Below are 25,765 nucleotides of genomic sequence, written 5' to 3' on the forward strand. Positions count from 1 at the left end.
CGCCACGAGGACGCCCTGAGAAGGCTCATCCGGCCGCGTGATACAGCCCTCGCTTGTTGATGTACTGAACGATTCCGTCGGGCACCAGATACCAAATGGGCTCGCCCTTTGCGACCCGCTGACGGCATTCGGACGAAGAGATGGCCAGGGCGGGGATTTCCAGCAAGGTCACGCGGCCTTCCGGCAGGCCGGGGTCGTGCAGGGTGTGCCCCGGCCGGGTGCAGCCGACGAAATGGGCGAGCTCGAAGAGTTCGTCGGCGCTCTGCCAGTCGAGGATGGCGCCGAGCGCGTCGGCGCCGGTGATGAAGAACAAATCAGCGTCAGGACCGTAAATTTCCGCAATATCACGCAGTGTGTCGATCGTAAACGTCGGTCCCGGCCGGTCGACGTCCACCCGGCTGACGGAGAAGCGCGGATTCGAGGCGGTCGCGATGACCGTCATCAGATAGCGGTCCTCGGGCGCCGACACCTCGCGCTCCGACTTCTGGTACGGCCGCCCCGTCGGGACGAAGACCACCTCGTCGAGCTGGAAGTGGTGAGCCGCCTCGCTGGCGGCGACGAGGTGGCCGTGGTGGATGGGATCGAACGTCCCACCCATCACACCTACTCGCCGCTTCCCCTGCATACCAGGCGCGTTCATCATGAAACGGACCTTACGCGGACGCTCCCGGACAACATGACAGCACCCCCCTGCACGATGACCGCGCATCACTTCCGTTGCGGACGTAGCATGCCGGGCATGACGACCACCCCGGACCGCAGCCGCGTCCAACTGCCAGGCATCTCGTCCCGAGCCTACGAACACCCAGCAGACCGGTCCGCCCTGGTCGCTCTGCGTAAGTTGAGTGGGTTCGACACCGTTCTCAAGCAGATGTCCGGCCTCGTCAGCGAGCGCCGGCTCCGCCTGATGTACCTCGCGTCCGCCGTACGCGTGAGCGAGACCCAGTTCCGCTCCCTCTACGACATGGGCCGCGACGCCGCCTACACCCTCGACCTGCACCGCATCCCGGAGATCTACGTCCAGCAGGACCCGCAGGTCCAGGCCAAGGCCATCGGCTTCGACGACCCGTTCATCGTCGTGACCACCGGCCTGCTCAACCTCATGAACGAGGAGGAGCAGCGCTTCGTCATCGGCCACGAGACCTCGCACATCCTGTCGGGGCACGCGGTCTACCGGACGATGCTCGACATCCTCACCCGCCTCGCCACCCGCGTCGCCTGGATCCCGCTCGGCTACATCGGCCTGCGGGCGATCGTCGCGGGCCTCGAGGAGTGGTACCGCAAGTCCGAGCTGTCCTCCGACCGCGGCGGCCTGCTCGTCGGGCAGGACCCCGAGGCGGCCAAGCGCGCGCTGATGAAGCTGGCGGGCGGCGACTACACCCACGAGATGAACATCGAGGCGTTCCTGGAGCAATACCAGGAATACGACACCGCGGGCGACCTTCGCGACGGCTTCCTCAAGGTGCTCAACCTGCTCGGCACCACCCACCCGTTCGCGGTGGTGCGCGTGGCGGAGCTGGACAAGTGGCAGCGCAGCGGCGAATACGACCGGATCATCGGCGGCGACTACCCCCGCAGGGAGGACGACGCCAATGCCAGGGTCACCGAGGAGATCAAGGCGGCGGCCGAGTCCTACCGCGCGTCGTGGCAGCAGTCGCAGGACCCCTTCATCGGCGTCCTCCGCGACGTGGCCGAGGGCGCGGTCAACGCGGGCGAGCGCATCTTCAACCGCTTCTCCCGCCGCGACGGCGGCCAGGGCTGAGCACCGCCTCGCCACCGCGCGGCGGATCCGCCTGATCGGCCGCGCCGGCCCGCCGCACCACGGCGGCGGGCCACCACCGGCCCAGCAGAAAGCCCGCACAAGGACAGCCCGCACGAGGACAGCCCGCACGCCACTCGGCCAGGCGCCGAACGCCGCCGCGGGGAGCGCGGGTCAAAGCAGCAGGGCGATGGCTCGGACGGCCGCCGCGCACAACGCGACGAAACCGCCCAGCACGGCCAGCGCCCGCAACCCTTCCCTGCGCAGATCGGGCAACCGCTGACCGATGCGCTCGATCTCGCGGCCGGTGATCCCGCCGCAGAGCATCCCGAACACCACGCCTGCCACGGTCACGGGCGCGGCCTGCTGCCACCAATCGGGGGTGATCTCCCCGCCGCCGACGGCCCACAGCGCTCCGCCCGCCGCCACCGCGACGGGCACGCCCGGCCAGACGACGGCGGTCGAGGCCGCCCCGGTCAGCGCGATCGGGAAGGACAGCACGCGCAGCGCCACCCGCGTACGCCGCGAGCTGCGCTTCCTGACCATCCAGTGCCCCATCCACAGGGTCCTGGTCAGCACCACGAACGCGGTCGTGATGGCGATCGAGGCGATCGGCCAGATCACCGACACCACCACGCACGGCACGGCCAGCACCGCGAGCAGCAACAGCGCCCCGTTGCCCGCGGGCAGCGTGGTGTGCGACTCGCCGCGCAGCCCGGCGGCCTTGCGCCGGTCCTGCGTGGCCGTCCTGCTCCTGACGGCCGCCGCCGTACGCTGCCGCGACGCGGTGACCTTGGCCCGTGGCCCGGTGTTCTTGCCGTCACCTCCGGTACGCCCGCGCGGCGCCGGCACCTTGCCCTCGGCCCGGCTCCGCGCGAGCGCCGACCCTCCGCCGTCGGGCACCGCCCGGTTCCCGGACCGCCCGCTCTCAGGCGTGACCCGCCCGGAACGGTCCGGCACGGCCCGCCCGGTACGCCCGTTCTCGGGCGCGGCACGTCCGGAACGCCCGCTCTCAGCGCGCCCGGTACGCCCGCTCTCAGGCAGCGCCCGGCTGCCGCGCCCGCGCGGCGGCGGCACCTTGCCCTCGGCCGGCACCGCGTTGGGCCGGCTCCTGGCCCTGGCCTCGCCGCGCGGCGTGGCCGCCTCCTCGGCCGTCCTGCTGCGCACGGCCGTGCCCTTGGGCGGAGTGTCCTCCGCGGAGTCGGCGGCACGCCCGGCGGCGGCCTGAGGCTCGGGCTCGGCCGCGCTCGTGGCCTTGGCCAGCCGCGACAGCCGGTCGGCCAGCAGCGCCGCCGTGGGCCGCTTGCCCGGCTCCCTGTTGAGCGCCGCGCGCACCAGCGGCAGCAGCTGGACCGGCACGCCCTTGAGATCGGCCTGCCCGTTGAGCACCGCGTACATCTGCGCCTCGGCCGTGCCCCGCCCGAACGCCGGCCGCCCGGTCGCCGCGAACGCCACCGTCGCGGCCCAGGCGTGGATGTCGGCCGGCGAGTCCACCTGCTCGTCGGCGAAGATCTCGGGAGCGGTGTAGCCGGGGGTGCCGAGGAACGTACCGGTCATGGTGAGCCGCGTCGCGTCGAGCACCTGCGCGATGCCGAAGTCGATGAGCACGGGCCCCCGCGCGCCCATGATGATGTTGCCCGGCTTGAGGTCGCGGTGCACGACGCCGGCCGCGTGGATGATCGCCAGCGCGGCGGCGATGCCCTGCGCGAGATCGACGAGGTCGGAGACGTCGAGCGGCCCGTTCTGGCGCACCCGCTCGAGCAGCGTGACGCCCTCGATGTGCTCCATCACGAGGTACGGCCGCGCGCCGTCGAGGTCGGCGTCGAGCACCTTGGCGACGTACGGGCTCTCGACCCTGCGCAGCGCTCGCACCTCGCGCTCCAGGCGGATGCGCGAGGTCTCGTCTTCGGCTAGGTCGTGCAGGACCTTGAGCGCGACTCGCTCACCGCGGCGGGTGGTCGCGAGGTAGACCTCGCCCATGCCACCCCGGCCGAGCCGCTCGACCAGGCTGTACGGCCCGACCTTGCCGAGCTTGCTCACCGTCCCTCCCCGCCCGGCGCGCCCATAAGGGACACAACCCTAGCGCCGGTGAGCGTGTCGCCGCGTGAGGCACGCCGAAGGTTTATCGGCGTGTGTGGTCGGAGAGCATGCTGTCGAGCCGCGCGGTGGGCTCGTCCGACAGCTGCCGACGTCCTTTCCTGCGCCAGTTGACGTGGCCGCGGCTCTCCAGCCACAGCATCAGCCGGTCGGCGCCGAAGAGCACCGCGGCGGAGAAGACGAGGGCGACGACGATTTCCATGTGCCCCAGTCAAGCGACGCCACCCGGCGCCGGTCAGGCCGACACGCCGACTAACCGGCCACCACCGTACCCTCTGACGTGCGCAAATGCCCCTCACCCGTATAGATCCACTTGGTGGAGGTGAGCTCGGGCAGCCCCATCGGGCCGCGCGCGTGCAGCTTCTGGGTGGAGATGCCGATCTCCGCGCCGAACCCGAACTCCCCGCCGTCGGTGAACCGCGTCGAGGCGTTGACCGCCACCGCGGCCGAGTCGACGAGCGCGACGAACCGCCTGGCGGCCCCCTGCGACCGGGTGACGATGGCGTCGGTGTGGCCGGAGCCGTAGCGCCTGATGTGGGCCACGGCCTCCTCCAGGGAGCCGACGACGGCGGCGGCGATGTCGAGGGAGAGGTATTCGGCGTAGAAGTCGTCCTCGGTGACGGGCACGACCTGCGCGTCGTAGCCGGCGATGCGCTCGTCGCCGTGCACGGTCACGCCGGCCTCGCGCAGCGCGGCCAGCGCCTTGGGCACGAACGCGTCGGCGACGTCCTGGTGGACGAGGAACGTCTCGGCGGCGTTGCACACCGACGGCCGCTGCGCCTTGGCGTTGACCAGGATCTGCACGGCCAGGTCGACGTCGGCCTCGGCGTCGACGTAGACGTGGCAGTTGCCGACGCCGGTCTCGATGACCGGCACCGTGGACCCCTCGACCACCGAGTTGATCAGGGACGCACCGCCGCGCGGGATCAGCACGTCGACCAGGCCGCGGGCGCGCATCAGCTCCTTGACCGAGTCGCGGCTTTGGCCCGGCACGAGCTGGACGGCCCCGGCCGGCACCTCGGTGCCCGCCAGCGCGTCCTGCATGACGCGGACGAGCGCGGTGTTGGAGGAGTAGGCGCTGGAGGAGCCGCGCAGCAGCACCGCGTTGCCGCTCTTGAGGCAGAGCGCGGCGGCGTCGACGGTGACGTTGGGGCGGCCCTCGTAGATGATGCCGATCACGCCCAGCGGCACCCTGAGCTGGCGCAGCTCGAGCCCGTTGGGCAGGGTCGTGCCGCGCACCACCTCGCCGACCGGGTCGGGCAGGTCGGCCACCTGGCGTACGGCCTCGGCGATGGCGCCGATCCTCGCCTCGTCGAGCCGCAGCCGGTCGATCATCGCCTCCGACGTGCCCTGCGTCCTGGCCCGCTCGACGTCCTCGGCGTTGGCCGTGACCAGCTCCGCCGCGTGGGCGACCAGGGCGTCGGCGACGGCGCGCAACGCCCGGTCCTTGGGCGCCCGCGGCAGCGGGGCCAGCTCGGCGGCGGCCTCTCGTGCCGCGCGGGCGACCTTCAGGAACTCTTCGGACATCGCGTGCTCCTCGATGGAACGTTCAGTTGTGGGATTCCAGTATGACGATGTCGTCGCGGTGGATGAGCTCGCGTTCGTATTCTGGACCGAGCGTGCTCGCCAGCTCCTTCGTCGAACGCCCGAGCAGGCCGGGGATCTCGACGGCGTCGAAGTTCACCAGCCCGCGCGCCACCACGGCGCCCTGCGGGGAGCACAGGTCCACCGGGTCGCCCGCCGCGAAGTCACCCTCCACCGACGTCACCCCGGCGGGCAGCAGCGACTTGCGGCGCCCCACGATGGCCTCCACCGCGCCGTCGTCGAGGTGGAGCCGGCCGCGCCCGGTGGTGGCGTGGGCGAGCCAGAGCAGCCGCGTGCCGGGGTGGCGGCCGCCGGGGTGGAAGTAGGTGCCGACGTCGGCGCCGGCCAGCGCCTGGGCCGCGTGGGCGGCCGCGGTGAGCACCACGGGCACGCCCGCGCCGGTCGCGATCCTGGCCGCCTGCACCTTGGTCACCATGCCGCCGGTGCCGACGGACGCGCCGTTCTTGCCCAGCTCGACCCCGGCGAGGTCTTCGGACCCGCGGATCTCGGCCAGCCGGCGCGAGCCGCTGCGGCTGGGCGGGCCGTCGTAGAGCGCGTCGACGTCGGACAGCAGGACCAGCGCGTCGGCGTGGATGAGGTGCGTCACCAGCGCGGCCAGCCGGTCGTTGTCGCCGAAGCGGATCTCGTCGGTCGCCACCGTGTCGTTCTCGTTGATGATGGGGACGATGCCCAGCTCGAGCAGCCGGTTGAGGGTGCGCTGGGCGTTGGCGTGGTGGGCGCGGCGCATCATGTCGTCGGCCGTCAGCAGCACCTGGCCCACGCGCAGCGAGTAGCGGGCGAAGGAGGAGGTGTAGCGGGCCACCAGCACGCCCTGGCCGACGGAGGCGGCGGCCTGCTGGGTGGCGAGGTCGCGCGGTCGCGCGCTCAGCCCGAGCGGGCCGAGGCCCGCCGCGATCGCTCCGGAGGAGACCAGGACGATCTGCGTCCCGGCCCGGCGCCGCGCCGCCAGCACGTCCACCAGGGCGTCGACCCGATCGACGTCGATCATGCCCTGGGGGGTGGTGAGCGAGGAGGAGCCGACCTTGACAACGACCTTCGACGCTGAGCTGATCTGTTCCCGCACGTCTGGCAGCCTATCCGCTCACACCAGGACGGACCGCATCGAGCACCACCCCCGAGAACCCACTCCACCCCCGCACCCAGCCCCCGAACGATCTACCGGGAACCGGTTCCATTTCCCTGGAACGGCTTCGCCCGCCGATCGTCCGGGCGCTTGCGCACCCGCGTGCCCCTCTGGCCGGGCGGGGCGGGGTGCAGCGCGGGTCAGCCCAGGCGGTTGTCGGTGCCGCGTGGCCCCTGTCGTACGGACTCCGCCCGCATCGTCGGCTGCCAGTCGAAGATGTAACCGCCCTCCATGGGCCCGATGACCACCTCGGCCCCCGCCTCGGCGCCGGCCTTGGCCAGCTCCTCCTCGACCCCCAGCCGCTCCAGCCGGTCGGCGAGGTAGCCGACGGCCTCGTCGTTGCTGAAGTCGGTCTGCCTGATCCACCGCTCCGGCTTCTCACCGGTGATCTGGAACAGGTTCTCGTTGACTCGCCGCACCCTGAACCCGGCGTCCCCGAGCTGCTTGGGCCTGATGACGAGCCGCGTGGGCTCCTCGACCGGCTTGGCGGCCCTGGCCGCCGCGACCCACTCGCCCATCTCGTACGCGAGCTCCCGCAACCCGTCGTGCGTGGCCGCCGAGATCGTGAAGACCTTCAGCCCCCGCTCCTCGAACTCGGGCCTGACCATCTCGGCCAGCTCCCGCGCGTCGGGCACGTCGGCCTTGTTGAGCACGACCAGCCGCGGCCGGTCCGCAAGCTTCCCGTACGCCCGCAGCTCGCCCTCGATCACCTCGTAGTCGGTGACCGGGTCGCGCCCAGGCTCCATGGTGGCGCAGTCGATGACGTGCACGAGCATGTCGCACCGCTCGACGTGCCGCAGGAACTCGTGCCCGAGCCCCTTGCCCTCCGACGCCCCGGGGATCAGCCCTGGCACGTCCGCGACGGTGAACACGTTCTCCCCCGCGGTCACGACGCCCAGATTGGGGATCAGGGTGGTGAACGGGTAGTCGGCGATCTTCGGCTTGGCCGCGCTCAGCGCCGCGATGAGCGAGCTCTTGCCCGCGCTCGGGAAGCCGACCAGCGCCACGTCCGCGACGCTCTTCAGCTCCAGCATCACGTCGAGCGCGTCACCCGGCTCGCCGAGCAGCGCGAACCCGGGCGCCTTCCGCTTGGTGGTGGCCAGGGCCGCGTTGCCGAGCCCGCCGTGGCCGCCCTGCGCGATGACGTAGCGGGTGCCGGCCCCCACGAGGTCGACCAGCACCTCACCCGTGGCCGCGTCCTTGACCACGGTGCCGTTGGGCACGGAGAGGATCACATCATCGCCGTTGGCGCCGTCGCGGTTGGAGCCCTGACCCTGCTTGCCGTTGGGCGCCTTGCGGTGGGGGCGGCGGTGGTAGTCGAGCAGGGTCGCCGTGTTGGGATCGACCTCCAGGATGACGTCGCCGCCGCGCCCGCCGTTGCCCCCGTCGGGGCCGCCGAGCGGCTTGAACTTCTCCCGGTGGATGGAGGCGCACCCGTTCCCTCCGTCACCGGCCTTGACGTGCAGGACCACCTGGTCCACGAAGTCCGGCATGCCTTATCCCTCCATCGCCCCCCAAGGAGGCATCTCATACCCACACAACCCGGCCGCACGGCCGTACCAACACCAAAGGGGTGGATCGACGTGTCGATCCACCCCTGAAAGGTCGAAGGAGAAGGAGGAACCTTACTCCGCGACGGGAACGATGCTCACGGCCCGCCGGCCGCGCTTGACGCCGAACTGCACGTGGCCGGCGGCCAGCGCGAACAGCGTGTCATCGCCACCACGGCCGACGTTGTCGCCGGGGTGGAAGTGGGTGCCGCGCTGGCGGACGATGATCTCGCCCGCGTTGACCAGCTGCCCACCGAAGCGCTTGACGCCCAGGCGCTGGGCGTTGGAGTCACGACCGTTCCGGGTGGACGACGCGCCCTTCTTGTGTGCCATCTCTCAAACTCCCGTCAGGCCTGCTCGATACCGGTGATCTTCACCTGGGTGTACCGCTGGCGGTGACCCTGGCGCTTCTTGTAACCGGTCTTGTTCTTGTACTTGAGAATGCGGATCTTCGGGCCCTTGGTCTCGCCGAGAATCTCGGCGTTGACCATGAACTTGCCCGCCTCGGTGGTCACGTCGCCATCGTTGACGACGAGCACCGTCGGCAGCGCTACCGAAGAGCCGACCTCGCCGGCGACCTTGTCCACCTCGAGGACGTCACCGACGGAGACCTTCTGCTGCCTGCCGCCGCAACGAACGATCGCGTACACCGCGGAACCCTTCTACTGACTCACTGTTGCTTTCGATCATCAGCCGCCTCACGAAGAGGCGGCCGCCGAATGCTGCGCCCGTCATTCGGCCGGTCTGAAACCGACGAACCGAGTAAGCGCGCCAACAGGGCACGTCACCTGACGCACCGGTTCACCAGGGTACCGGATTAACGGGCCCCTAGGCGAACCGGACGGATCGTCGGAAGCTCGCCGAGTGCTACTCGGCGGACTTGGCTCGGCGCGAGCGTCGCCGCCCCCTGCCGGAAGTCTGGTTTGCCTGGTCGTCCTCAGCCGGGACGTCTTCAAGCGCACCGGTCACGGTATCACGGCCAGAGGTGTCCTTGGCCGCGGAAACCTTGTCCGAGACCGCCTTCTCGACCGCCATCTTGCCCTGCGTCCCGCGCGGCTCCGGCTTGCTCTCGACCGGCTCGGTCGAGACCAGCAGACCCCGCCCGTTGCAGCACTCGCACGGCGTCGAGAACGCCTCCAGGAGCCCTTGCCCGACCCGCTTACGGGTCATCTGGACCAGGCCCAGCGACGTCACCTCGGCCACCTGGTGCTTGGTCCTGTCGCGGGCCAGGCACTCGAGCATCCGCCGCAGCACCAGGTCGCGGTTGGACTCCAGCACCATGTCGATGAAGTCGATGACGATGATGCCGCCGATGTCGCGCAGCCTGAGCTGGCGCACGATCTCCTCGGCCGCCTCCAGGTTGTTCCTGGTGACGGTCTCCTCCAGGTTGCCGCCCTGGCCGGTGAACTTGCCGGTGTTGACGTCGACGACGGTCATCGCCTCAGTGCGGTCGATCACCAGCGAGCCGCCGCTCGGCAGCCACACCTTGCGCTCCAGCGCCTTGCCGAGCTGCTCGTCGATCCGGTACGACTCGAACACGTCGCCCTGCTCGGCGTCCCACTTCGACAGCCGCTCGCCCAGGTGGGGCGCGACGTACTTGACGTAGTCGTCCACCGTCTCCCAGGCGTCGTCGCCCTGCACGACCAGGTTCGTGAAGTCCTCGTTGAAGACGTCACGAACGACCCGGATCGTCAGGTCGGGCTCGGCCGACAGCAGCTCGGGCGGGCTGGCCGACTTGGCCTTCTTCTGGATGTTCTCCCACTGCGCCGACAGCCTGGCCACGTCGCGGGCCAGCTCCTCCTCGGAGGCGCCCTCGGCCGCCGTACGCACGATCACGCCCGCGTTCTCCGGCATGACCTTCTTCAGGATGCTCTTGAGCCGGCTGCGCTCCTTGTCGGGCAGCTTGCGGCTGATGCCGGTCATCGACCCGTCGGGGACGTAGACGAGGTATCGCCCAGGAAGGCTGATCTGCGAGGTCAGCCGCGCGCCCTTGTGGCCGATCGGGTCCTTGGTGACCTGCACCAGCACCGACTGGCCCGACTTCAGCGCCGACTCGATCCGCTTCGGCTGGCCCTCCATGCCGACGGTGTCGAAGTTCACCTCTCCGGCGTACAGGACCGCGTTCCTGCCCTTGCCGATGTCCACGAACGCCGCCTCCATCGACGGCAGCACGTTCTGCACCTTGCCGAGGTAGACGTTGCCCACATAGGACTGGCTGGCCTCGCGGTTGACGTAGTGCTCGACGAGCACGCCGTCCTCCAGCACCGCGATCTGCGTACGGTCACCCTGGCGGCGCACCACCATCATCCGGTCGACCGACTCGCGGCGGGCGAGGAACTCCGACTCCGTGATGATCGGCGGACGCCTGCGGCCCAGCTCGCGGCCCTCGCGGCGGCGCTGCTTCTTGGCCTCGAGCCGGGTCGAGCCGCGCACGCTCTGCACGCCGTCGGTGGCGGTGTCGAGCGTCGTCGTACGTCCGGAGCGCGGCGCGCGGATCCGCACCACCGTGTTCGGCGGGTCGTCGCTGGCCGGCTCGGCGCCCTCCTCGGTGCCCCTGCGGCGGCGCCGGCGACGGCGGCGCGAGCTGGACTGCTCCTCCTCCTGTCCCTCCTCGGCCGGCTCCTCGTCGGTCTCCTCCTCGGACTCCTCGGCGTCCTCGGAGTCGTCGCGCTCACGGGTCTTGCCGCGGCCCCTGCCGCCCCTGCGGCGGCGACGGCGCCGGCTGCCGCCCTCTTCCTCCTGCTCATCGGAGGTGTCGAGGTCGGTCTCCTCCTCGGTCGCCGTCTCGTCGACGACCTCCTCGACCTCTTCCTGCTCGGGCTCGGGCTCCGGCTCCGGCTCCGGCTTGCGCGTCACGGCCGGCTTGGCCTTGCTGGGGTCGGGCGCCTGGAACAGCGGCTCGAAGATCGCCGCAGGACGCCGGAAGGAGGCGCCTCCCGGCTCGGTCTCCCTGCGCACGGTCAGCCCGAAGGGGTCGGCGAGCAGGCTCGGCCGCACGTTGTCCTCGTCGAGGTCCTCACCGGCGGGCTCGTCGTCGAGCGGCTCGTCCTCGGGCAGGATCTCGATGATGTCCTCATCCTGGTCGTCGACGTCCGCGCCTTCCGCGACCGGCTCGGCCGCACCGGCCGCGTCGCCCGCGACCGCACCGGCCGCCTGAGCGTCCCCGCCCGGCGCCGGCTCTCCGGCCTGGCCTGCGACGCCCTGAACGGCCTCTTCAGCCTGCGTACCGGCCACCTGGGTGCCTGCCGCCGCCCGCGCCCCCGCGACGGGCTCTGCGCCCGTCTCAGGCCCGCCCTCGGCGGTCTCATCAGCGGCGCGGGTCCTGCTGCGGCGCGTCGAGGTGGTGCTCCTGGTACGGGTCCGGGTCGTCCGCGTACGCCCGGCCGGCGCCGCCTCAGCTTCACCTTCAGCTTCACCGGCGACGACGGCCGCATCACCGGCGCCCACCGCGGCACCGGCATCCTGACCACTCACCACGGCACCGGCGCCCTGAGCGGCACCGGCATCCTGGCCGACGCCGCCCTGGGCACCCGCCTCGTCACCGGCAGACGCGGCCGCCCCGGCGTCCACGGCGGACTCCCCTGCGGCCGGCGCCTCGGCAGCGGCCTCCGCCTTCTTGCGCGTCCTGGTCCGCTTCACCGGCGCAGGAGCCTCGCTCTCGAGCAGCTCCCCCTCGGCCTCCGCCTCGGCGGCCTTCTTCGTGACCCGCCGCCGCGTCGTCGTGGCGGTGGACCGCGTCCGCGTCGTCTTCTTCGGCTTCTCTTCAGCCGCCTGAACGTTCTCGGCCCCGCTCTCCGGCACGCTCTCCGCCGCGGCGGCCTCGACCGGGCTCTCCCCGGCGGCGCCATTGGCTTCGGCAGGCGTGACGACGGCAGCCGTACCGGCAGCACCGGTGGTCACCGCCGGCGTGTCGCTCGCGGAGGCGAGCAGCTCAGGCGCCGGCTCACCCGCCGCACGCTGGACGGCCTTGACCTGCACCGGTTGCACCTCGGCCACCGAAGGCGCCGCCTGGGCGGCGACGACGGTGACCGGCACGGACGCCGGCTCCTCCGGCAGCTCCGGCGGAGGACCCGCGGGCCTGCTGGAGCGGCGACGCTTCGTCACCTGCGGCTGTTCATTTGTCTCCCCGTCAGGGCCAGTGGCCCCGGCGTTGGGCTCGTTGTCGAGCATGCGGGCGCTCTCCCGTCAGCTCCCGGGCGCGTCGCCGCGCCGCGCAGGAGCCCTCGTGTCTCGTTGTCCGCCGGCACGCTCATCGCGAGCGCACCGGCGCCAAGTCCTGTCAGCGGTCGTGCTCGGCTCGCGCCGGGCACATCCTTAACCGGCGACGTGCTCACCCGCCGACGCCGCCTCGCCGCCGCGCGTGTCGTCGCGGTCCAGGCCGAGCGGATCGGCAAGCGCACCAGTAGTCGCGTCGAGCGGCCCCTGCGCCAGCCTGGTCACCTCGGGGGGAACCGGCGGCGCGAAGTCGGCCACAAGGCGCAGCCCTGTGAGCACATCGTCGGGTCGAACGGCAGGCGTCATGTGCCGAACAACCATGCGCAGTATGACACACGGCTCCTCGCGCACCTGAGCTGCGGTTCTGGCTGTTCCCTCGGACACCGTGAGCCCCAGGACGGCCTCCCGCGCGTCGAAGCGGCGGGGGCCCTTCTTGGTGAGGCGCTCGACTTCCACCGTGCCTGCCGCGAGGAACTTCTGCGCCGCCACCTCGGCGAGCTCGCGATCGGCACCGTACAGCCGCACCTCCCAGTCGGAGACCTCCAAGCGGTCGGCCAGCCCCCCCGGACCCGCCTCCACAACGTCGAGCACATCGAGCCCAGGCGGCAACGACGCGTCCAGGTCCTGTCTGACCTGTCCGGGGTCGCACGGCGCGGTAACACCGATCTCGAGGTATTCGGCTTCGCTGGCGACGCCGGTCGGCGCCGCGCCCGCGTAGGAGATCTTCGGGTGGGGCGAGAAGCCCGCGCTGTAGGCCACCGGAATGCCGGCACGGCGGACCGCTCTCTCAACGGCCCGCGAGATGTCGCGGTGGCTGGTGAAGCGCAGGCGACCGCGCTTGGCGTAACGCACACGCAGGCGCTGCACCGTGGGCGCGGGCGGAGGCCCTTCGGGAACAGGTTTCAGAGCTTGTCGTCCTTCCCTTGTAAGAGTTCCTACGTCTCAGGATAAGCCGCCCCGGCGCGTGAACGTGTACGCCGAGACACGGCTCGCCCACTGAGCGCGCTAGACCACCGTCAGAGGAAGGAGTTTCCGCCCTGTGGGGCCGATCTGAATCTCAGTGCCCATAGTCGGACAGACACCGCAGTCGTAGCACGGGGTCCAGCGGCAGTCCTCGACCTCGGCGCCGGAGACGGCCTCCTGCCAGTCCTGCCAGAGCCACTCGCGGTCGAGCCCGGCGTCGAGGTGATCCCACGGAAGAACTTCGTTCTCCTCGCGCTCGCGGGTGGTGTACCAGTCGACGTCGACGCCCACCTGCTCGGCGGCGGTCATCCAGCGCTCGTACGAGAAGTGCTCGCTCCACCCGTCGAAACGGCCGCCGTCCTCCCAGACGGCCCTGATGACGGCCCCGACCCTGCGGTCGCCCCGCGACAGCAGCCCCTCCACGATGGACGGCTTGCCGTCGTGATAGCGGTAGCCGATAGCGCGGCCGTAGTTCTTGTCGCTCCGCAGCGCCTCGCGCAGTGCCTTGAGCCGCCGGTCGACGGTCTCGTGGTCGGCCTGAGCGGCCCACTGGAACGGGGTGTGCGGCTTGGGGACGAACCCGCCGATGGAGACCGTGCAGCGGATGTCGCGGCTGCCGGTCGCCTCGCGGCCCGCCTTGATGACCTTTTTGGCCAGGTCGGCGATGCCGAGCACGTCTTCGTCCTGCTCGGTGGGCAGCCCGCACATGAAGTAGAGCTTGACCTGCCGCCACCCCTGCGAATAGGCCGTGGTGACCGTGCGGATCAGGTCTTCTTCGGTGACCATCTTGTTGATCACCTTGCGCATGCGCTCCGAGCCGCCCTCGGGCGCGAACGTCAGGCCCGAGCGCCTGCCATTCCTGGAGAACTCGTTGGCGAGATCGATGTTGAACGCGTCGACCCTGGTCGAGGGCAGCGACAACGACGTGTTGCTGCCTTCGTAGCGGTCGGCCAGGCCCTTGGCGATGTCGCCGATCTCGGAGTGGTCGGCCGACGACAACGACAGCAACCCGACCTCGTTGAAGCCGGACTGCTTGACGCCGTTGTCGACCATCGCGCCGATCGTGGTGATCGAGCGCTCGCGTACGGGACGCGTGATCATGCCCGCCTGGCAGAACCGGCACCCGCGCGTGCAGCCGCGGAAGATCTCCACGCTGAACCGCTCGTGCACCGTCTCGGCCAGCGGCACGAGCGGCTTCTTCGGGTAGGGCCACTCGTCGAGGTCCATCACCGTGTGCTTGTGCACCCGCCAGGGCACGTCGGGCCGGTTGGGCGCGACGCGCTTGATGCGGCCGTCGGCGTGGTATTCGACGTCGTAGAACTTCGGCACGTAGACCCCGCCCGACTCGGCGAGCCGCATGAGCAGCTCGTCACGGCCGCCGGGCCGGCCCTCCGCCTTCCACTCGCGGATGACCTCGGAGATGGCGATGGAGATCTGCTCACCGTCGCCGAGCACGGCCGCGTCGAGGAAGTCGGCGATCGGCTCGGGGTTGAAGGCCGCGTGGCCGCCCGCGAGCACGATCGGGTCGTCCTCGCCGCGGTCGACGGCCAGCAGCGGAATGCCGGCCAGGTCGAGCGCGGTCAGCATGTTGGTGTAGCCGAGCTCGGTCGAGAACGACACGCCGAGCACGTCGAAGGCGCGCACCGGGCGGTGCGCGTCGACGGTGAACTGCGGCACGCCCTCGGCGCGCATGAGCGCCTCGAGGTCGGGCCAGACCGCGTACGTGCGCTCGGCCAGCGTGCCCGGCAGCTCGTTGAGGATCTCGTAGAGGATGGCCACGCCCTGGTTGGGCAGCCCGACCTCGTAGGCGTCCGGGTACATCAACGCCCACCGCACGTCGGCGGAGTCCCAGTCCTTGACGGTCGAGTTGAGCTCACCCCCGACGTACTGGATGGGCTTCTGCACCTTGGGCAGCAGCGCTTCCAGGCGGTGGAAAATCGACTCGACAGGCATACGTCAAGCGTAGCGGCGCTCGACCCCTGCCGTGTCCGCCCGCCGGCCGCCACGCCGTCACGGCCGCTATTCGAACGACTGTCTGCGCACCTTGATGGCCTGCAGCAGCCCCACCGCGATGAGATTCGCGAAAGTGGCGGTGCCGCCGTAGGAGACGAACGGCAGCGGCAGCCCCGTGATCGGCATGATCCCGATGGTCATGCCCACGTTGATGAACGCCTGGAACGCGAACCAGCACACGATCGTGCCCGCGACCAGCGTCCCGAAGCGGTCCTCGCACTGCCGGGCGATCTTCAGCCCGCGCAGCAGCACCACCCCGAGCAGCAGCACCACCGTGACGGACCCGAGGAATCCGAACTCCTCCCCCGCCACCGTGAAGATGAAGTCGGTGTGCTGCTCGGGCACGAACCGCCCGGTCGTCTGCCCGCCGCCGAGCAGCCCCTTGCCCAGAAGCTGCCCCGACCCGATGGCGATCATCGACTGCGTGCTGTTGTAGCCGACCCCGCGCGGATCCACGCTCGGATCGACGAACGCCGTGAACCGCGCCACTTGGTACGGCTCCAGCATCTGGAAGTAGAACACCGCGAACACCGCGCCACCGGCGGCCAGCACCATCAGCGCGATGACCCGTTTCCGCACGCCCCCGATGATCAGCCCGGCCGCCGTGATGACCGCGAGCACCATCGCCGTGCCCAGGTCGGGCTGGAGCATGACCAGCCCCATCGTGATGCCGGCGGCGACCAGGGCCAGCACGACGTCGAGCCCGCGCGGCCGGTCGGTGCCCTCGGCAGGTTGCGCCAGCAGCATCGCGATGATGAGCAGCAGCCCGACCTTCGCGAACTCCGACGGCTGCACCGCGAACCCGCCGCCCAGCAGGATCCACGAGTGCGACCCGTTGATCGTCGCTCCCAGCGGGGTGATCACCAGCCCCAGCCCGACCAGCGACAGCAGGAACACCAGCGGCGCGTACGCCCGCATCGCCCGATGGTCGATGGTCGCGACCAGCCCGCACATCACCATGCCGATGGCCTCGTTGAGCAGGTGCTTCTTCACCAGCCCCGTGGACCCTGGCGCCCACGTCCTGGTGGACGACCACACCAGCAGCGTGCCGATGATGGACAGGCCCGCGACGGCGACCAGCATCAGCCCGTCGAGGCGCCGCACGGTCGAGTTCTCGCGAGCCATCCGCCGAAGGAGCGAGGGCCGCCGAATCGCCACCGTACGCGCGTTCACCCCGCCCCCCTCTCCCCGCCGACCCCGCTCATCCCCCGGTCACCGTCCCGTCGGGCAGGAACTTGGGCAGCCGTGTCGTCAGCCGCCCGCCCGGCACCGCGGCCTTGCGCTTGATGCCGTAGATGCCCTCGTAGATCTCCCTGGCCGCCGGCGCCGCCGTCTGCGCGCCCATGCCGCCCTGGGAGACCATGACGACGACCACGAACTGCGGGTTCTTCGTGGGCGCGAAGGACGCGAACCACGAGGTGTCCTGCTTGCCCCAGACCTCCGCGGTGCCGGTCTTGCCGCCCACGCGCACCTTGTTCATCGGGAACCCGGCGAAGGCTCCCGCCGCGGTGCCGTCCTGGGCGACCTGGCTGAGCGCGTGCTTGATGTAGAGCCGCTCCTTCTCGCTCAGCGGCAGCTTGCCGACGACCGGCACCGGGATCGTACGGACGACCTTGCCGTCGGGCCGCACCTGCGCCCACCCGATGCGCGGGCTGCGCACCTTGCCGTCGCTCACCAGCGCCGCATACGCCCTGGCCAGCTGCATCGGCGTGACGAGCACGTCGCCCTGTCCGATGGAGAAGTTGGCCGAGTCACCCGGCCGCAGCAGGAAGCCCTCGGTGCAGTTCTCCAGCGCCAGCCGCTTGAGGAACTCCGCCCGCGCCTTGTCCTTGACCTCCGGATAGCCCCTGCGCGACCGCTCACAGTTGATCGCACTGGTCTGGTTCCACAGATTCTTCTTCCAGGCACGGTCCGGGATGCGGCCCGACGACTCGCCAGGCAGGTCGACCCCGGTCGGCGAGCCGAACCCGAAGGCCCTGGCCGTGTTCGCGAAGATCTCCTTCGGCTTCTTCTTCGGATGGCGCCCGCCGTCCTTGAGGTATTGCTCGTAGGCCGCCTTGTAGAAGATCGTGTCGCACGACTTGACCAGCGCCGTGTGCATGCTGAGCGTGCCCAGCGGAATGCCGCGGAAGTTGTTGAAGGCCCGGCCGCCCACGTTGACGGAGCCGGGGCAGCCGTAGGTGCCGTTGATCGGGTAGCCGGCCCGCAACATCGACGCCACCGAAGTGATCTTGAACGTCGAGCCGGGCGCGAACTGCCCGTTGATCGCCCGCGACACGAGCGGCTTGCCCGACTTCTCCGACATCAGCCACTGGTAACCGCGTGCCGAGATGCCGCCCGCCCAGATCTCCGGGTCGTAGTTGGGCGCGCTGGCCAGCGCCACCACCCGGCCGGTGCGGGCGTCGAGCACCACGGCCGCTCCACCGTCCGCCGACGGCGCCGACTTCATGGCCTTGCTCAGCGCCTTCTCGGTGACGTCCTGCACCCGCGCGTCGATGCTGGTCACCAGATGGTCGCCGGGGATCGGCGTGACCTGCTCCTCGACCCCGAGCGCCTTGCCCATGCGATCGACCTGGACCCTGCGCAGCCCGGCCTTGCCGCGCAGCGCGTCGTCGTAGACGTACTCGATCCCGTCGCGCCCCGCCAGGTCGACCCCTGAGAAGGCGGCCTTGAGCCCCTCCCGCTTCTCCAGCTCGGCCTCGGTGACGGGCTGCAGGTAGCCGAGCATCTGCGCGCCCGCCCTGCCCAGCGGATATTGCCGCACGGGGTGGATCTCCGCCGTCACGCCGGGGAACTCCTCCTGCCGCTCCAGGATCTGCAGCGCCTCGCGGGTGTCTACCTTCTCGTCCAGCGGAACCGGCTGGTACGGGGACCCCGTCCAGCACGGCTTGCCCACCCCTGGACCGCACGGCGTGATGCGCTGCTGCAGGTCGGAGACCGGCTTGCCGAGCACCTGCGACAGCTTGCGCAGCACATGGACGCCGCCGTCCTTCATCCGCAGCAGCCGGGTCCTGTCGACCGAGACCACGAGCGCGGTCTTGTTGCGCACCAGCGGGCGGCCCCTGGCGTCGAGGATCTGCCCGCGCACGGCCGGCACGATCACCGCCCGCGTCCTGGTCTCGGTCGCCCGCGTCACGAACTCCTGCCCGCGTACGACCTGCACCTGCCACAGCCGCATCGCCAGCACGACCAGCAACGTCAGCACGATCACGTGCAGCACCAGCAGCCGGGCCCGCATCCTGGTCATGTCGAGAACCTCGCCTGTCTGCCTCTCGTCGTCAGCCAGATCACGATCGGCGAGACCAGCAGCGTGTAGACGATCGTGACCGGCACCTGCTCGGTCAGCGTGGCCATCGTCACCCGGGGGTCGGAGATCAGGCCCCCCACGGCCGCCGCCAGCAGCGGCGCCATGAGCACGCACAGCACGACGGTGGTGACCGGCCCGCCCGCGCCGCGCCCGGCGACGTAACCGACCAGAGCCAGCACGAACGCGTACTGCCCGACGAGGTGCGCGGTCGGCGGCATGACGTCGACGAGCAGCCCGGTGCAGAACCCGAGCACAGCGCCCGGCGCGGCCCCCCTGGTCAATGCGATGCCGATGACAGCGAGCAGCACCAGATCAGGCGCACCACCACCGGGCAACGCCACCCGATTGACCAGCATCACCTGCGCCAGCAACGCCAGCACCACCGAGAACCCGCCGATCACCACGCCCCCTTCCCACGCACCCCGCCACCGCCAGACGCGAACGACTCGTGCCTCGTCATCACACCCGTCCCGCGACCACGCGCCTCGGCACCGCGCAACGCCCGCCTGCCACCGGCGAACGCGAGCGGCTCCCGCCTTGCCATCGCGCCATCTCCTGCACGAGCCCCGCGACCACGCACCTCAACACCGCACAACGCCCGCCTGCCACCGGCGAACGCGAGCAGCCCCCGCGACACGCCGCCTCCTCCGCAGGTCCCGTGACCGTGCAGGCGCCCCGTCACCGGGCCGTCTCCTTCGCGGGCAGCACCGCGTCACGCGGGTCCCGCTTCGGCGCCTCCACCACCACACCGACCACGTCGAGCGCCGTCAGGTCGGCATACGGCCGCGCGTAGGCGATGCGGGTCAGCTCGCCGGGCGTGGACTCCACCCGCTCGATCACCCCGATCGGCACCCCCGGCACGTACGGCCGCCAGTTCTGTGACCCGAAGCTGACGATCCGCCCGCCCCTGCTCATCGGCGCCGTCGAGTCGAGCAGCCGGAACTGCACCAGCCGCCCGTGCTCCCCCACGCCGTGCACGACGCCGATCTCCTTGCCGCCCTCGAGCCGCGCACCCACCGACGAGGCGGGATCGCTGACCAGCACCACCGTCGACGTACGCGAGGTGGTGTGCACCACCCGCCCCACCAGCCCGTCGCCGTTGATGACGGTCATCTCCGGCCGGACCCCGTCACTGGCGCCCACGTCGATCTGCACGGCGTCCTCGAACCCCGGCAGCCCGCGCCGCGCGATCACGCTGCCGGTGACCATCTTGTAGCCCCCGGTGCCGGCCAGCCCGATCAGCTTCTTCAGCTCCTTGGACCGATCGGCGTCGAGCTTGCCCGCCACCAGCCCGGCCCGCAGCTTCGCGTTCTCCTCCTTGAGCGTCTCGATGCGCTCCTGAGCGGCCGGTGCGGTGACGATCGCGTGCAGGAACGCCCCGACAGGCCGCACCACCACGTTGCCGAACTGCTCCGCCGTGCCGAACAAGTAGGCGCCGGCCGCCCGCAGCGGGCGCAGCGGCGAGCTGTCACCCGTGCGGTGGTCGACGGTCAGGATGACGAGTGCCGCCGCCAGCAGCACTCCCAGGATCAGCCGGGCACGGCGCGAATCTCTCATCAGTGCCGCGACTCCGGAACCAGGACCTGCTGCAGGGCCTCGAATTCCTCCGCGCACTTGCCCGATCCGATGGCCACCGAGTCGAGCGCGTTGTCGACCAGGTGGACCGGCATGCCCGTCTCCGCCTTGACCCGCTCGTCGAGCCCCTTGAGCAGGGCGCCGCCGCCGGTGAGCGCGATGCCGCGGTCCATGATGTCGCCGGACAGCTCGGGCGGGCACTTGTCGAGCGTGGTCTTGACCGCGTCGACGATCGCGTTGACCGGCTCCTCGGTGGCCTTCCTGATCTCTTCGCTGGACACGATGACGGTCTTCGGCAGCCCGCTGACCAGGTCGCGCCCGCGCACCTCCGCGTGCGACTCCTCGCCGATCGGGCAGGCGGAACCGATGGCGATCTTGATCTCCTCGGCGGTGCGCTCGCCCAGCATCAGCGAGAACTCCTTCTTCGCGAAGGCGATCACCGCCTGGTCGAGCTCGTCGCCGCCGATCCTGATCGACTGGCTGGTGACCACGCCGCCCATCGAGATGATGGCCACCTCGGTGGTGCCGCCACCGATGTCGACGACCATGTTGCCGGTCGGCTCGTGCACCGGCAGCCCGGCGCCGATGGCCGCGGCCATGGGCTCTTCGACGATGTAGACCTTCCTGGCACCCGCCTGGTAGCCGGCCTCTTTCACCGCCCGCTGCTCCACGCTCGTGATGCCGCTCGGCACGGCGATGATGATGCGCGGCTTGGCGAAATGGCGTCGCCGATGGACCCGCTGGATGAAATATCGCAGCATCCGTTCGGTGACGTCGAAGTCTGCGATCACGCCGTCTTTGAGCGGACGGACCGCGATGATGTTGCCTGGCGTGCGGCCTATCATCCGCTTCGCCTCGATGCCGACCGCCACGATCTTGCTGGTAGCCGTGTTGATCGCGACGACTGACGGCTCGTTGAGCACGATGCCGCGGCCACGCACGTAGACCAACGTGTTGGCGGTGCCCAGGTCGACCGCCATGTCACGGCCGAGGAACGCGAGCTTGCTGCCCATGGGGAACGGAGCCCTCCGTAACGTCGTTCGCGAGTGACTACGGAATGAATTCGAATCGTAACGTGACGTACCCACCGATGCGCGCAATGAGCCATCGCGCCCGTCAAAAATCTCCAGCCCCTACCTCAACCGCAGCTTTGCCCGGATTGCACCACAACATCCGATCGCGACCTGGAACGGTCCACCCAGCGATCTCTCCGCACCCTACGGCAACCCGCCGGCAAAATCCTCGTCATCAACATCCCGCGCTTGCGATGTCAGAACCATACGCCGCCCCGCCGACAGAAAAGCCCGCGCAGCCGGAACTGCGCGGGCTCGAAAGTGCGGATCGGTCAGAACCGGTCCGGGAAGAAGATCTTGATCTCCCTCGCGGCCGACTCGGGCGAGTCGGAGCCGTGGACGACGTTCTCGCCGATCTCGAGGGCGTGGTCGCCGCGGATCGTGCCGGGAGCGGACTTGACCGGGTCGGTGGCGCCGGCCAGCGCGCGGAAGGCCTCGACGGCCCGCGGGCCCTCCAGGACCATGGCGACGAGCGGCCCGGAGGTGATGAACTCGACCAGCTCACCGAAGAACGGCCGCTCGGAGTGCTCGGCGTAGTGCGCCTTGGCGGTGTCGGCGTCGAGGGTGCGCAGGTCCATCGCGACGACCTTGAGGCCCTTGCGCTCCACACGGGCGATCACGTCACCGATGAGGCCGCGCTTAACCCCGTCGGGCTTGATCAGGACAAGAGTGCGCTCGGACACGTGGGGTTCTCCTTCGAACATGGGTGTGGTCGCGGCTGCAGGCACCCGCCCGGCCGCGAGGTCGCGTCGCGGGGCACGGGCCCACGCGCCGCCGTAGCAGGGCCCTCAGCTTACCGTTACCGCGCCCCTGCCCTCGTTTCCGCGGTAGCCGCTCATCCTGACCCGGCATCCTCGGGCGACTGCCCAGGAGGAGGCACCGCCGGCTTGCCCGCCCCACCGAACGCCCCCCACTTCACGACGGGCGCCGCCACCTGCGGCGCATCACCGTCAGCGCGGTCATCGTCGACCGGCGCACTGACGAGCAGCACGTCGCCGGGCTCGGACGGCCCCGCACAGGGCCCCTGCGGCACCGCAGGCTCCTTGCCGGGCCGCCGCGCCATCAGCGAAGCCAGCACGATGATCGCCACGACCAGGAACCCGCTGATCAGCGCCCACCAGTGCAACGCTCCCACGAACCCGTCGACCAGCTCCTGCGGCGACCGTACGCCGTCCAGCATCGCCATCTGCACGCCCGCGCCGAGCAGGAACCCGGTCAGCACTCCCGTGCAGCACAGCGTCAGCCCGTAGACGGCCGCGCCGAGCCCGACGTCCTGCAGCACCGCCGTGATCGCGACCGCCGCACCCACGGCAAGCAGCGTGAACGGCACCGCCAGCACCATCCCGTCGGCCGACGGCACCACCAGCCGTACCGAACAGAGCCCGCCCACCACGGCGAGCAGCCCCAGCGGCGCGAGCCACCGCCGGCCACCCCGCCCGAGCAGCCGCACCGCCACCGCGGCCGCGATCGCGAGCACCCCCGCCACCGCGTACGGCACCCACAACCCGCGCAGCCCCGGCCCGCCGAGCCCGCCCATCTCGACCAGCGTGATCTGCGCCGCACTCGGCAGCAGCACCACGCCGACGGCCACCATCGTGTACGCCGACACCCGCCGCACCGCGCCCCCGATGGACGCCAGCGCCAGCAGCCCCGCCACCGCGAGCGCCGCCAGCAGGACCACGGCTCCGGACCGCCACCCCGCGCTCGCCGTGCTGACGGCCGCAGCCGCGACCACCGCGACCGGCGCCACGGCCAGCAGCAACCGCTTCAGCTCGCCGTTCTCGAGAGGGTCGCCGTCGGGCCTGCCGAGCACCAGCCACACGACCAAGTGCACCGCCGCCAGCGCCAGCGCGATGCCGGTGACCAGCGGATACGGCTGCAACGTCACCCGCCAGCTGGTCACCTCGTCGAGCGGCCACAGCGCGAGCGCCTGTGCGGTGAGCAGGCTGAGCGCGAACACGCCCGCCCACAACCCGCGCAGGACCGGCGCCCGGTGCCAGGCGGCGGCGAGCGTGACGGCGATGACGGCGCCGGAACCGGCGCCGCGCAGCACCCGCACCACGCCGACGACGAGCTCCGACGCCGCGTAACCACCCGCCGCGTCGGACAGCGCCACCAGCGCGAGCGCGCCGACCAGCAGCGGCGCCGCCGGCACCCGCCGCATCAACGCCACCGCGAGCGGCACCGCCAGCATCAGCGCGGGCAGGGCGAGCCCGTGCGTACGCATGAGCCCGGCCTGGTCGAGATCGTCCGGCAGCAGCCCGGCGACGACGGAGAGCGTGTTGGGCACCGCGACCACCGCCAGGGGCAGCGACGTCACGATGAGGAGCCCGAGCAGGATGTCGAGCGACCAGGGTCGACTGAGGCGCGCCTGAAGCGGCGGCCGCGTGTCTGGGGGGACGGCCATACCGGCCGACTTTAGCGGGAAGTAGCGCCCTCGACACGGCGAGCGACGATAATCGCCGTGATCCACAGTGCGGCGAAGATCGCGCCCAGGAAGAACATGGTCGGTACGAGGAAGCCCGTGCAGATGGCCAGCACCTGCACGACGGTCCCCGCGACGTAGCCGAACGGCCACTTGAGCAGGCCCGCGATGACCACGCACAGCACCGCGAGCCCGATGCCGACCGTCACCGCCAGCCCGGTCGCGACCCCGCCGCTGATCGCCACCGGCGTAAGAAGCCCGACCACGATGGCCTCCATGCCGAGCACGGTGCCGCCGAGCCTGCGCATGCCTGGGGTGACCTCGAACTTCATGGCTTTCCGTCCGCTTTGAGCAGCAGCCGCGCATCGCCCGCCGTGACGACGGACCCGGTGATGAACACGCCGGTGCCGCTGAACTCGCCGTCGGCGTCAGCGATGCCGATGGCCTGGTCGATGGCGTCGTCGAGCCGCTCGACGACACGGATGCGGTCTTCGCCGAAGAGCGGCACGGCCAGCGCCGCGAGCTCATCCACCGGCATGGACCTGGGCGAGGAGTTACGCGTGAGCACCACCTCGTCGAGGATCGGCTCAAGCAGCTCCAGCAGCGCCTCGACGTCCTTGTCGCGCATGACGCCGACCACGCCGATCACCTTGGCGAAGTCGAACGCCTCATGCAGCCCCTCCAGCGTCGCCTGCATGCCGCCGGGGTTGTGCGCCGCGTCGATCACCACCGTCGGCGTACGCCGCACGACCTCCATCCGCCCCGGCGACGAGGCCTGAGCGAACGCTTGGCGCACCAGATCAACGTCCAGCGGATCGTCACCTCCGGTCAGCGCCTCGACGGCGGCCAATGCGCACACCGCGTTGCTCGCCTGGTGAGCCCCGTAGAGCGGGAGGTAGACGTCGTCGTAGACGCCCTTGAGCCCGCGCAGGGTGACCAGCTGCCCGCCGATCGCCACCTCACGGCTCATCACCCCGAACTCCAGGCCCTCACGCGCCACCACCGCGCCCACCTCGGCCGCCCGCCGCATCAGCACCTCGGCCGCTGCCAGCTCCTGCTGCGCGAACACCGCGGTCTGCCCCGGCTTGATGATGCCCGCCTTCTCGGCGGCGATGCTGGGGATGTCGGGCCCGAGCCGGTCGGTGTGATCGAGCGAGATGGGCATGATGACGGACACCATGCCGTCCGCGACGTTCGTCGCGTCCCACGACCCGCCCATGCCGGCCTCGACCACCGCGACGTCGACGGGCGTGTCGGCGAACGCCGCGAACGCCATCGCCGTCAGCAGCTCGAAGAACTGGATCCGCCGCCCCTGGGTGTCGGTCAGCTCGACGTACGGGATGATCTCCTCATAGAGCTGCGCGAACCGCTCCTCGCTGAGCGGCTCCCCGTCCACCGTGATCCGCTCGCGCATCGACACCAGATGCGGGCTGGTGAACCTCCCCACCCGCAGGTTGCGCTCCCGCAACAGCGCCTCGGTCAGCCGCGCCGTGCTCGTCTTGCCGTTGGTGCCGGCGATGTGTATGACCGGGTACGCCCGCTGCGGCGAGCCGAGAAGGTCAAGAAGGGCCGCGATCCGATCGAGCGTCGGCTCGAAATCCCACTCGACGCCACGATCCATGATCGCGCGTTCTACCGCACGATAATCCACCCCTCAACCCTACTGACCCCCCACAGCAGTCCGTACGCCCCACCCAGGCGCCCGGTCCCCGGGAAAAGCAAAAGGCCCGGACCCACCTCGGCCCGAGCCTTCATCCCCACAACAACCACCGCGCAACCCAGGACACCGCCTAACCGCCGCCCGCCCCGCATACAAAGCACTGACCGAACCCCGACAACCGGCACCAGCGCCAGGAGCCGCCACCACCCGAAGAAACAGCGACCCCCGAAGACGCCCGCCCAGACGACGGGACCGCGACCTCCCAAAAAAGACCGGGAACACACCGAAAAAGACCCCAGCCCCCAAAGACCCCCGGGGCATGCGGAAGAAAAAAGGGGGTCCGGACATGCGGAAAGGGCCCCAACACCAGAACCTGGTGTCGGAGCCCTTTCCTTGAAAG

Annotated in this window: 21 protein-coding genes; 1 reads left to right on the plus strand and 20 read right to left on the minus strand. The window is 70.7% G+C overall.

Annotated elements, in window-relative coordinates:
• Positions 1–25: 25 nt before the first annotated feature.
• Complete coding sequence (gene nadD / locus ACFFR3_RS27630; RefSeq protein ID WP_345387934.1) at positions 26–643, minus strand: nicotinate-nucleotide adenylyltransferase; 618 nt, start codon at positions 641–643, stop codon at positions 26–28.
• 87 nt (positions 644–730) lie between these two features.
• Here nadD and ACFFR3_RS27635 point away from each other — a divergent pair, with 87 nt between their 5' ends.
• Entirely contained in the window at positions 731–1,762 is a 1,032-nt protein-coding gene (locus tag ACFFR3_RS27635) for a M48 family metallopeptidase (RefSeq protein ID WP_379484080.1), read from the plus strand.
• 171 nt (positions 1,763–1,933) lie between these two features.
• Here the strand turns inward: ACFFR3_RS27635 and ACFFR3_RS27640 are convergent, their stop codons facing one another.
• From ACFFR3_RS27640 to ACFFR3_RS27730, 19 genes are all read right to left on the minus strand, one after another.
• Entirely contained in the window at positions 1,934–3,799 is a 1,866-nt protein-coding gene (locus ACFFR3_RS27640; RefSeq protein ID WP_364384685.1) for a serine/threonine protein kinase, read from the minus strand.
• Between the two features lie 82 nt (positions 3,800–3,881).
• Complete coding sequence (locus ACFFR3_RS27645) at positions 3,882–4,058, minus strand: hypothetical protein (RefSeq protein WP_345387938.1); 177 nt, start codon at positions 4,056–4,058, stop codon at positions 3,882–3,884.
• Between the two features lie 50 nt (positions 4,059–4,108).
• Positions 4,109–5,383: a glutamate-5-semialdehyde dehydrogenase gene (locus tag ACFFR3_RS27650; RefSeq protein WP_379484081.1), complete on the minus strand. Its 1,275-nt coding sequence runs from the start codon at positions 5,381–5,383 to the stop codon at positions 4,109–4,111.
• A gap of 22 nt (positions 5,384–5,405) precedes the next feature.
• Complete coding sequence (gene proB / locus ACFFR3_RS27655; RefSeq protein WP_379484082.1) at positions 5,406–6,524, minus strand: glutamate 5-kinase; 1,119 nt, start codon at positions 6,522–6,524, stop codon at positions 5,406–5,408.
• 200 nt (positions 6,525–6,724) lie between these two features.
• Positions 6,725–8,077, minus strand: coding sequence for a GTPase ObgE (gene obgE, locus ACFFR3_RS27660; RefSeq protein WP_364384692.1), 1,353 nt, complete (start codon positions 8,075–8,077; stop codon positions 6,725–6,727).
• A 132-nt stretch (positions 8,078–8,209) separates the two neighbouring features.
• Positions 8,210–8,467 carry a 50S ribosomal protein L27 gene (rpmA, locus tag ACFFR3_RS27665; RefSeq protein ID WP_012893687.1) on the minus strand — a complete coding sequence of 86 codons (258 nt, stop codon included), beginning with the start codon at positions 8,465–8,467 and terminating at the stop codon, positions 8,210–8,212.
• Between the two features lie 14 nt (positions 8,468–8,481).
• Positions 8,482–8,784 carry a 50S ribosomal protein L21 gene (gene rplU, locus ACFFR3_RS27670; RefSeq protein WP_345387940.1) on the minus strand — a complete coding sequence of 101 codons (303 nt, stop codon included), beginning with the start codon at positions 8,782–8,784 and terminating at the stop codon, positions 8,482–8,484.
• A gap of 217 nt (positions 8,785–9,001) precedes the next feature.
• Complete coding sequence (locus tag ACFFR3_RS27675) at positions 9,002–12,238, minus strand: Rne/Rng family ribonuclease (RefSeq protein WP_379484083.1); 3,237 nt, start codon at positions 12,236–12,238, stop codon at positions 9,002–9,004.
• Positions 12,239–12,448: 210 nt separating this feature from the next.
• Complete coding sequence (locus ACFFR3_RS27680; protein ID WP_364384699.1) at positions 12,449–13,216, minus strand: TIGR03936 family radical SAM-associated protein; 768 nt, start codon at positions 13,214–13,216, stop codon at positions 12,449–12,451.
• Between the two features lie 138 nt (positions 13,217–13,354).
• Positions 13,355–15,265 (minus strand): TIGR03960 family B12-binding radical SAM protein, encoded by a 1,911-nt coding sequence (locus ACFFR3_RS27685; RefSeq protein ID WP_364384702.1) that lies wholly within the window; start codon positions 15,263–15,265, stop codon positions 13,355–13,357.
• 66 nt (positions 15,266–15,331) lie between these two features.
• Complete coding sequence (rodA, locus tag ACFFR3_RS27690) at positions 15,332–16,450, minus strand: rod shape-determining protein RodA (RefSeq protein ID WP_355412877.1); 1,119 nt, start codon at positions 16,448–16,450, stop codon at positions 15,332–15,334.
• Positions 16,451–16,526: 76 nt separating this feature from the next.
• On the minus strand, positions 16,527–18,572 hold the full coding sequence (gene mrdA / locus ACFFR3_RS27695) for a penicillin-binding protein 2 (protein ID WP_364384706.1): 2,046 nt from the start codon (positions 18,570–18,572) through the stop codon (positions 16,527–16,529).
• Complete coding sequence (mreD, locus tag ACFFR3_RS27700; RefSeq protein WP_345387952.1) at positions 18,569–19,033, minus strand: rod shape-determining protein MreD; 465 nt, start codon at positions 19,031–19,033, stop codon at positions 18,569–18,571. The genes mrdA and mreD overlap by 4 nt, the downstream gene beginning before the upstream one ends.
• A 277-nt stretch (positions 19,034–19,310) precedes the next feature.
• Positions 19,311–20,189, minus strand: coding sequence for a rod shape-determining protein MreC (mreC, locus tag ACFFR3_RS27705; RefSeq protein ID WP_364384711.1), 879 nt, complete (start codon positions 20,187–20,189; stop codon positions 19,311–19,313).
• Positions 20,189–21,220 carry a rod shape-determining protein gene (locus tag ACFFR3_RS27710; protein ID WP_345387961.1) on the minus strand — a complete coding sequence of 344 codons (1,032 nt, stop codon included), beginning with the start codon at positions 21,218–21,220 and terminating at the stop codon, positions 20,189–20,191. Before ACFFR3_RS27710 ends, mreC begins: the two co-directional genes overlap by 1 nt.
• A 332-nt stretch (positions 21,221–21,552) precedes the next feature.
• Positions 21,553–21,963 carry a nucleoside-diphosphate kinase gene (gene ndk, locus ACFFR3_RS27715; RefSeq protein ID WP_020546379.1) on the minus strand — a complete coding sequence of 137 codons (411 nt, stop codon included), beginning with the start codon at positions 21,961–21,963 and terminating at the stop codon, positions 21,553–21,555.
• A 152-nt stretch (positions 21,964–22,115) separates the two neighbouring features.
• A complete protein-coding gene (locus ACFFR3_RS27720) occupies positions 22,116–23,687 on the minus strand; it encodes a hypothetical protein (protein ID WP_379484084.1) in 1,572 nt (523 codons plus the stop codon).
• Positions 23,688–23,698: 11 nt separating this feature from the next.
• Positions 23,699–24,037, minus strand: a complete 339-nt coding sequence (locus tag ACFFR3_RS27725; RefSeq protein ID WP_345387969.1) for a DUF4233 domain-containing protein — start codon at positions 24,035–24,037, stop codon at positions 23,699–23,701.
• Positions 24,034–25,326 carry a bifunctional folylpolyglutamate synthase/dihydrofolate synthase gene (locus ACFFR3_RS27730; protein WP_345409326.1) on the minus strand — a complete coding sequence of 431 codons (1,293 nt, stop codon included), beginning with the start codon at positions 25,324–25,326 and terminating at the stop codon, positions 24,034–24,036. The genes ACFFR3_RS27725 and ACFFR3_RS27730 overlap by 4 nt, the downstream gene beginning before the upstream one ends.
• Positions 25,327–25,765 lie beyond the last annotated feature (439 nt).

Origin of the sequence: Nonomuraea salmonea, from assembly GCF_042428605.1 — a bacterium.
GTDB classification, from domain to species: Bacteria; Actinomycetota; Actinomycetes; order Streptosporangiales; family Streptosporangiaceae; genus Nonomuraea; species Nonomuraea salmonea.

Excerpts from the sequence above, each read along its gene's own strand:
- nadD (WP_345387934.1), bottom strand. The coding sequence starts at position 643 with ATGATGAACGCGCCTGGTATGCAGGGGAAGCGGCGAGTAGGTGTGATG.
- ACFFR3_RS27635 (WP_379484080.1), top strand. The coding sequence starts at position 731 with ATGCCGGGCATGACGACCACCCCGGACCGCAGCCGCGTCCAACTGCCA.
- ACFFR3_RS27645 (WP_345387938.1), bottom strand. The coding sequence starts at position 4,058 with ATGGAAATCGTCGTCGCCCTCGTCTTCTCCGCCGCGGTGCTCTTCGGC.
- ACFFR3_RS27650 (WP_379484081.1), bottom strand. The coding sequence starts at position 5,383 with ATGTCCGAAGAGTTCCTGAAGGTCGCCCGCGCGGCACGAGAGGCCGCC.
- obgE (WP_364384692.1), bottom strand. The coding sequence starts at position 8,077 with ATGCCGGACTTCGTGGACCAGGTGGTCCTGCACGTCAAGGCCGGTGAC.
- rpmA (WP_012893687.1), bottom strand. The coding sequence starts at position 8,467 with ATGGCACACAAGAAGGGCGCGTCGTCCACCCGGAACGGTCGTGACTCC.
- ACFFR3_RS27685 (WP_364384702.1), bottom strand. The coding sequence starts at position 15,265 with ATGCCTGTCGAGTCGATTTTCCACCGCCTGGAAGCGCTGCTGCCCAAG.
- rodA (WP_355412877.1), bottom strand. The coding sequence starts at position 16,450 with ATGGCTCGCGAGAACTCGACCGTGCGGCGCCTCGACGGGCTGATGCTG.
- mrdA (WP_364384706.1), bottom strand. The coding sequence starts at position 18,572 with ATGACCAGGATGCGGGCCCGGCTGCTGGTGCTGCACGTGATCGTGCTG.
- mreC (WP_364384711.1), bottom strand. The coding sequence starts at position 20,189 with ATGAGAGATTCGCGCCGTGCCCGGCTGATCCTGGGAGTGCTGCTGGCG.
- ACFFR3_RS27710 (WP_345387961.1), bottom strand. The coding sequence starts at position 21,220 with ATGGGCAGCAAGCTCGCGTTCCTCGGCCGTGACATGGCGGTCGACCTG.
- ACFFR3_RS27720 (WP_379484084.1), bottom strand. The coding sequence starts at position 23,687 with ATGGCCGTCCCCCCAGACACGCGGCCGCCGCTTCAGGCGCGCCTCAGT.
- ACFFR3_RS27725 (WP_345387969.1), bottom strand. The coding sequence starts at position 24,037 with ATGAAGTTCGAGGTCACCCCAGGCATGCGCAGGCTCGGCGGCACCGTG.
- ACFFR3_RS27730 (WP_345409326.1), bottom strand. The coding sequence starts at position 25,326 with ATGGATCGTGGCGTCGAGTGGGATTTCGAGCCGACGCTCGATCGGATC.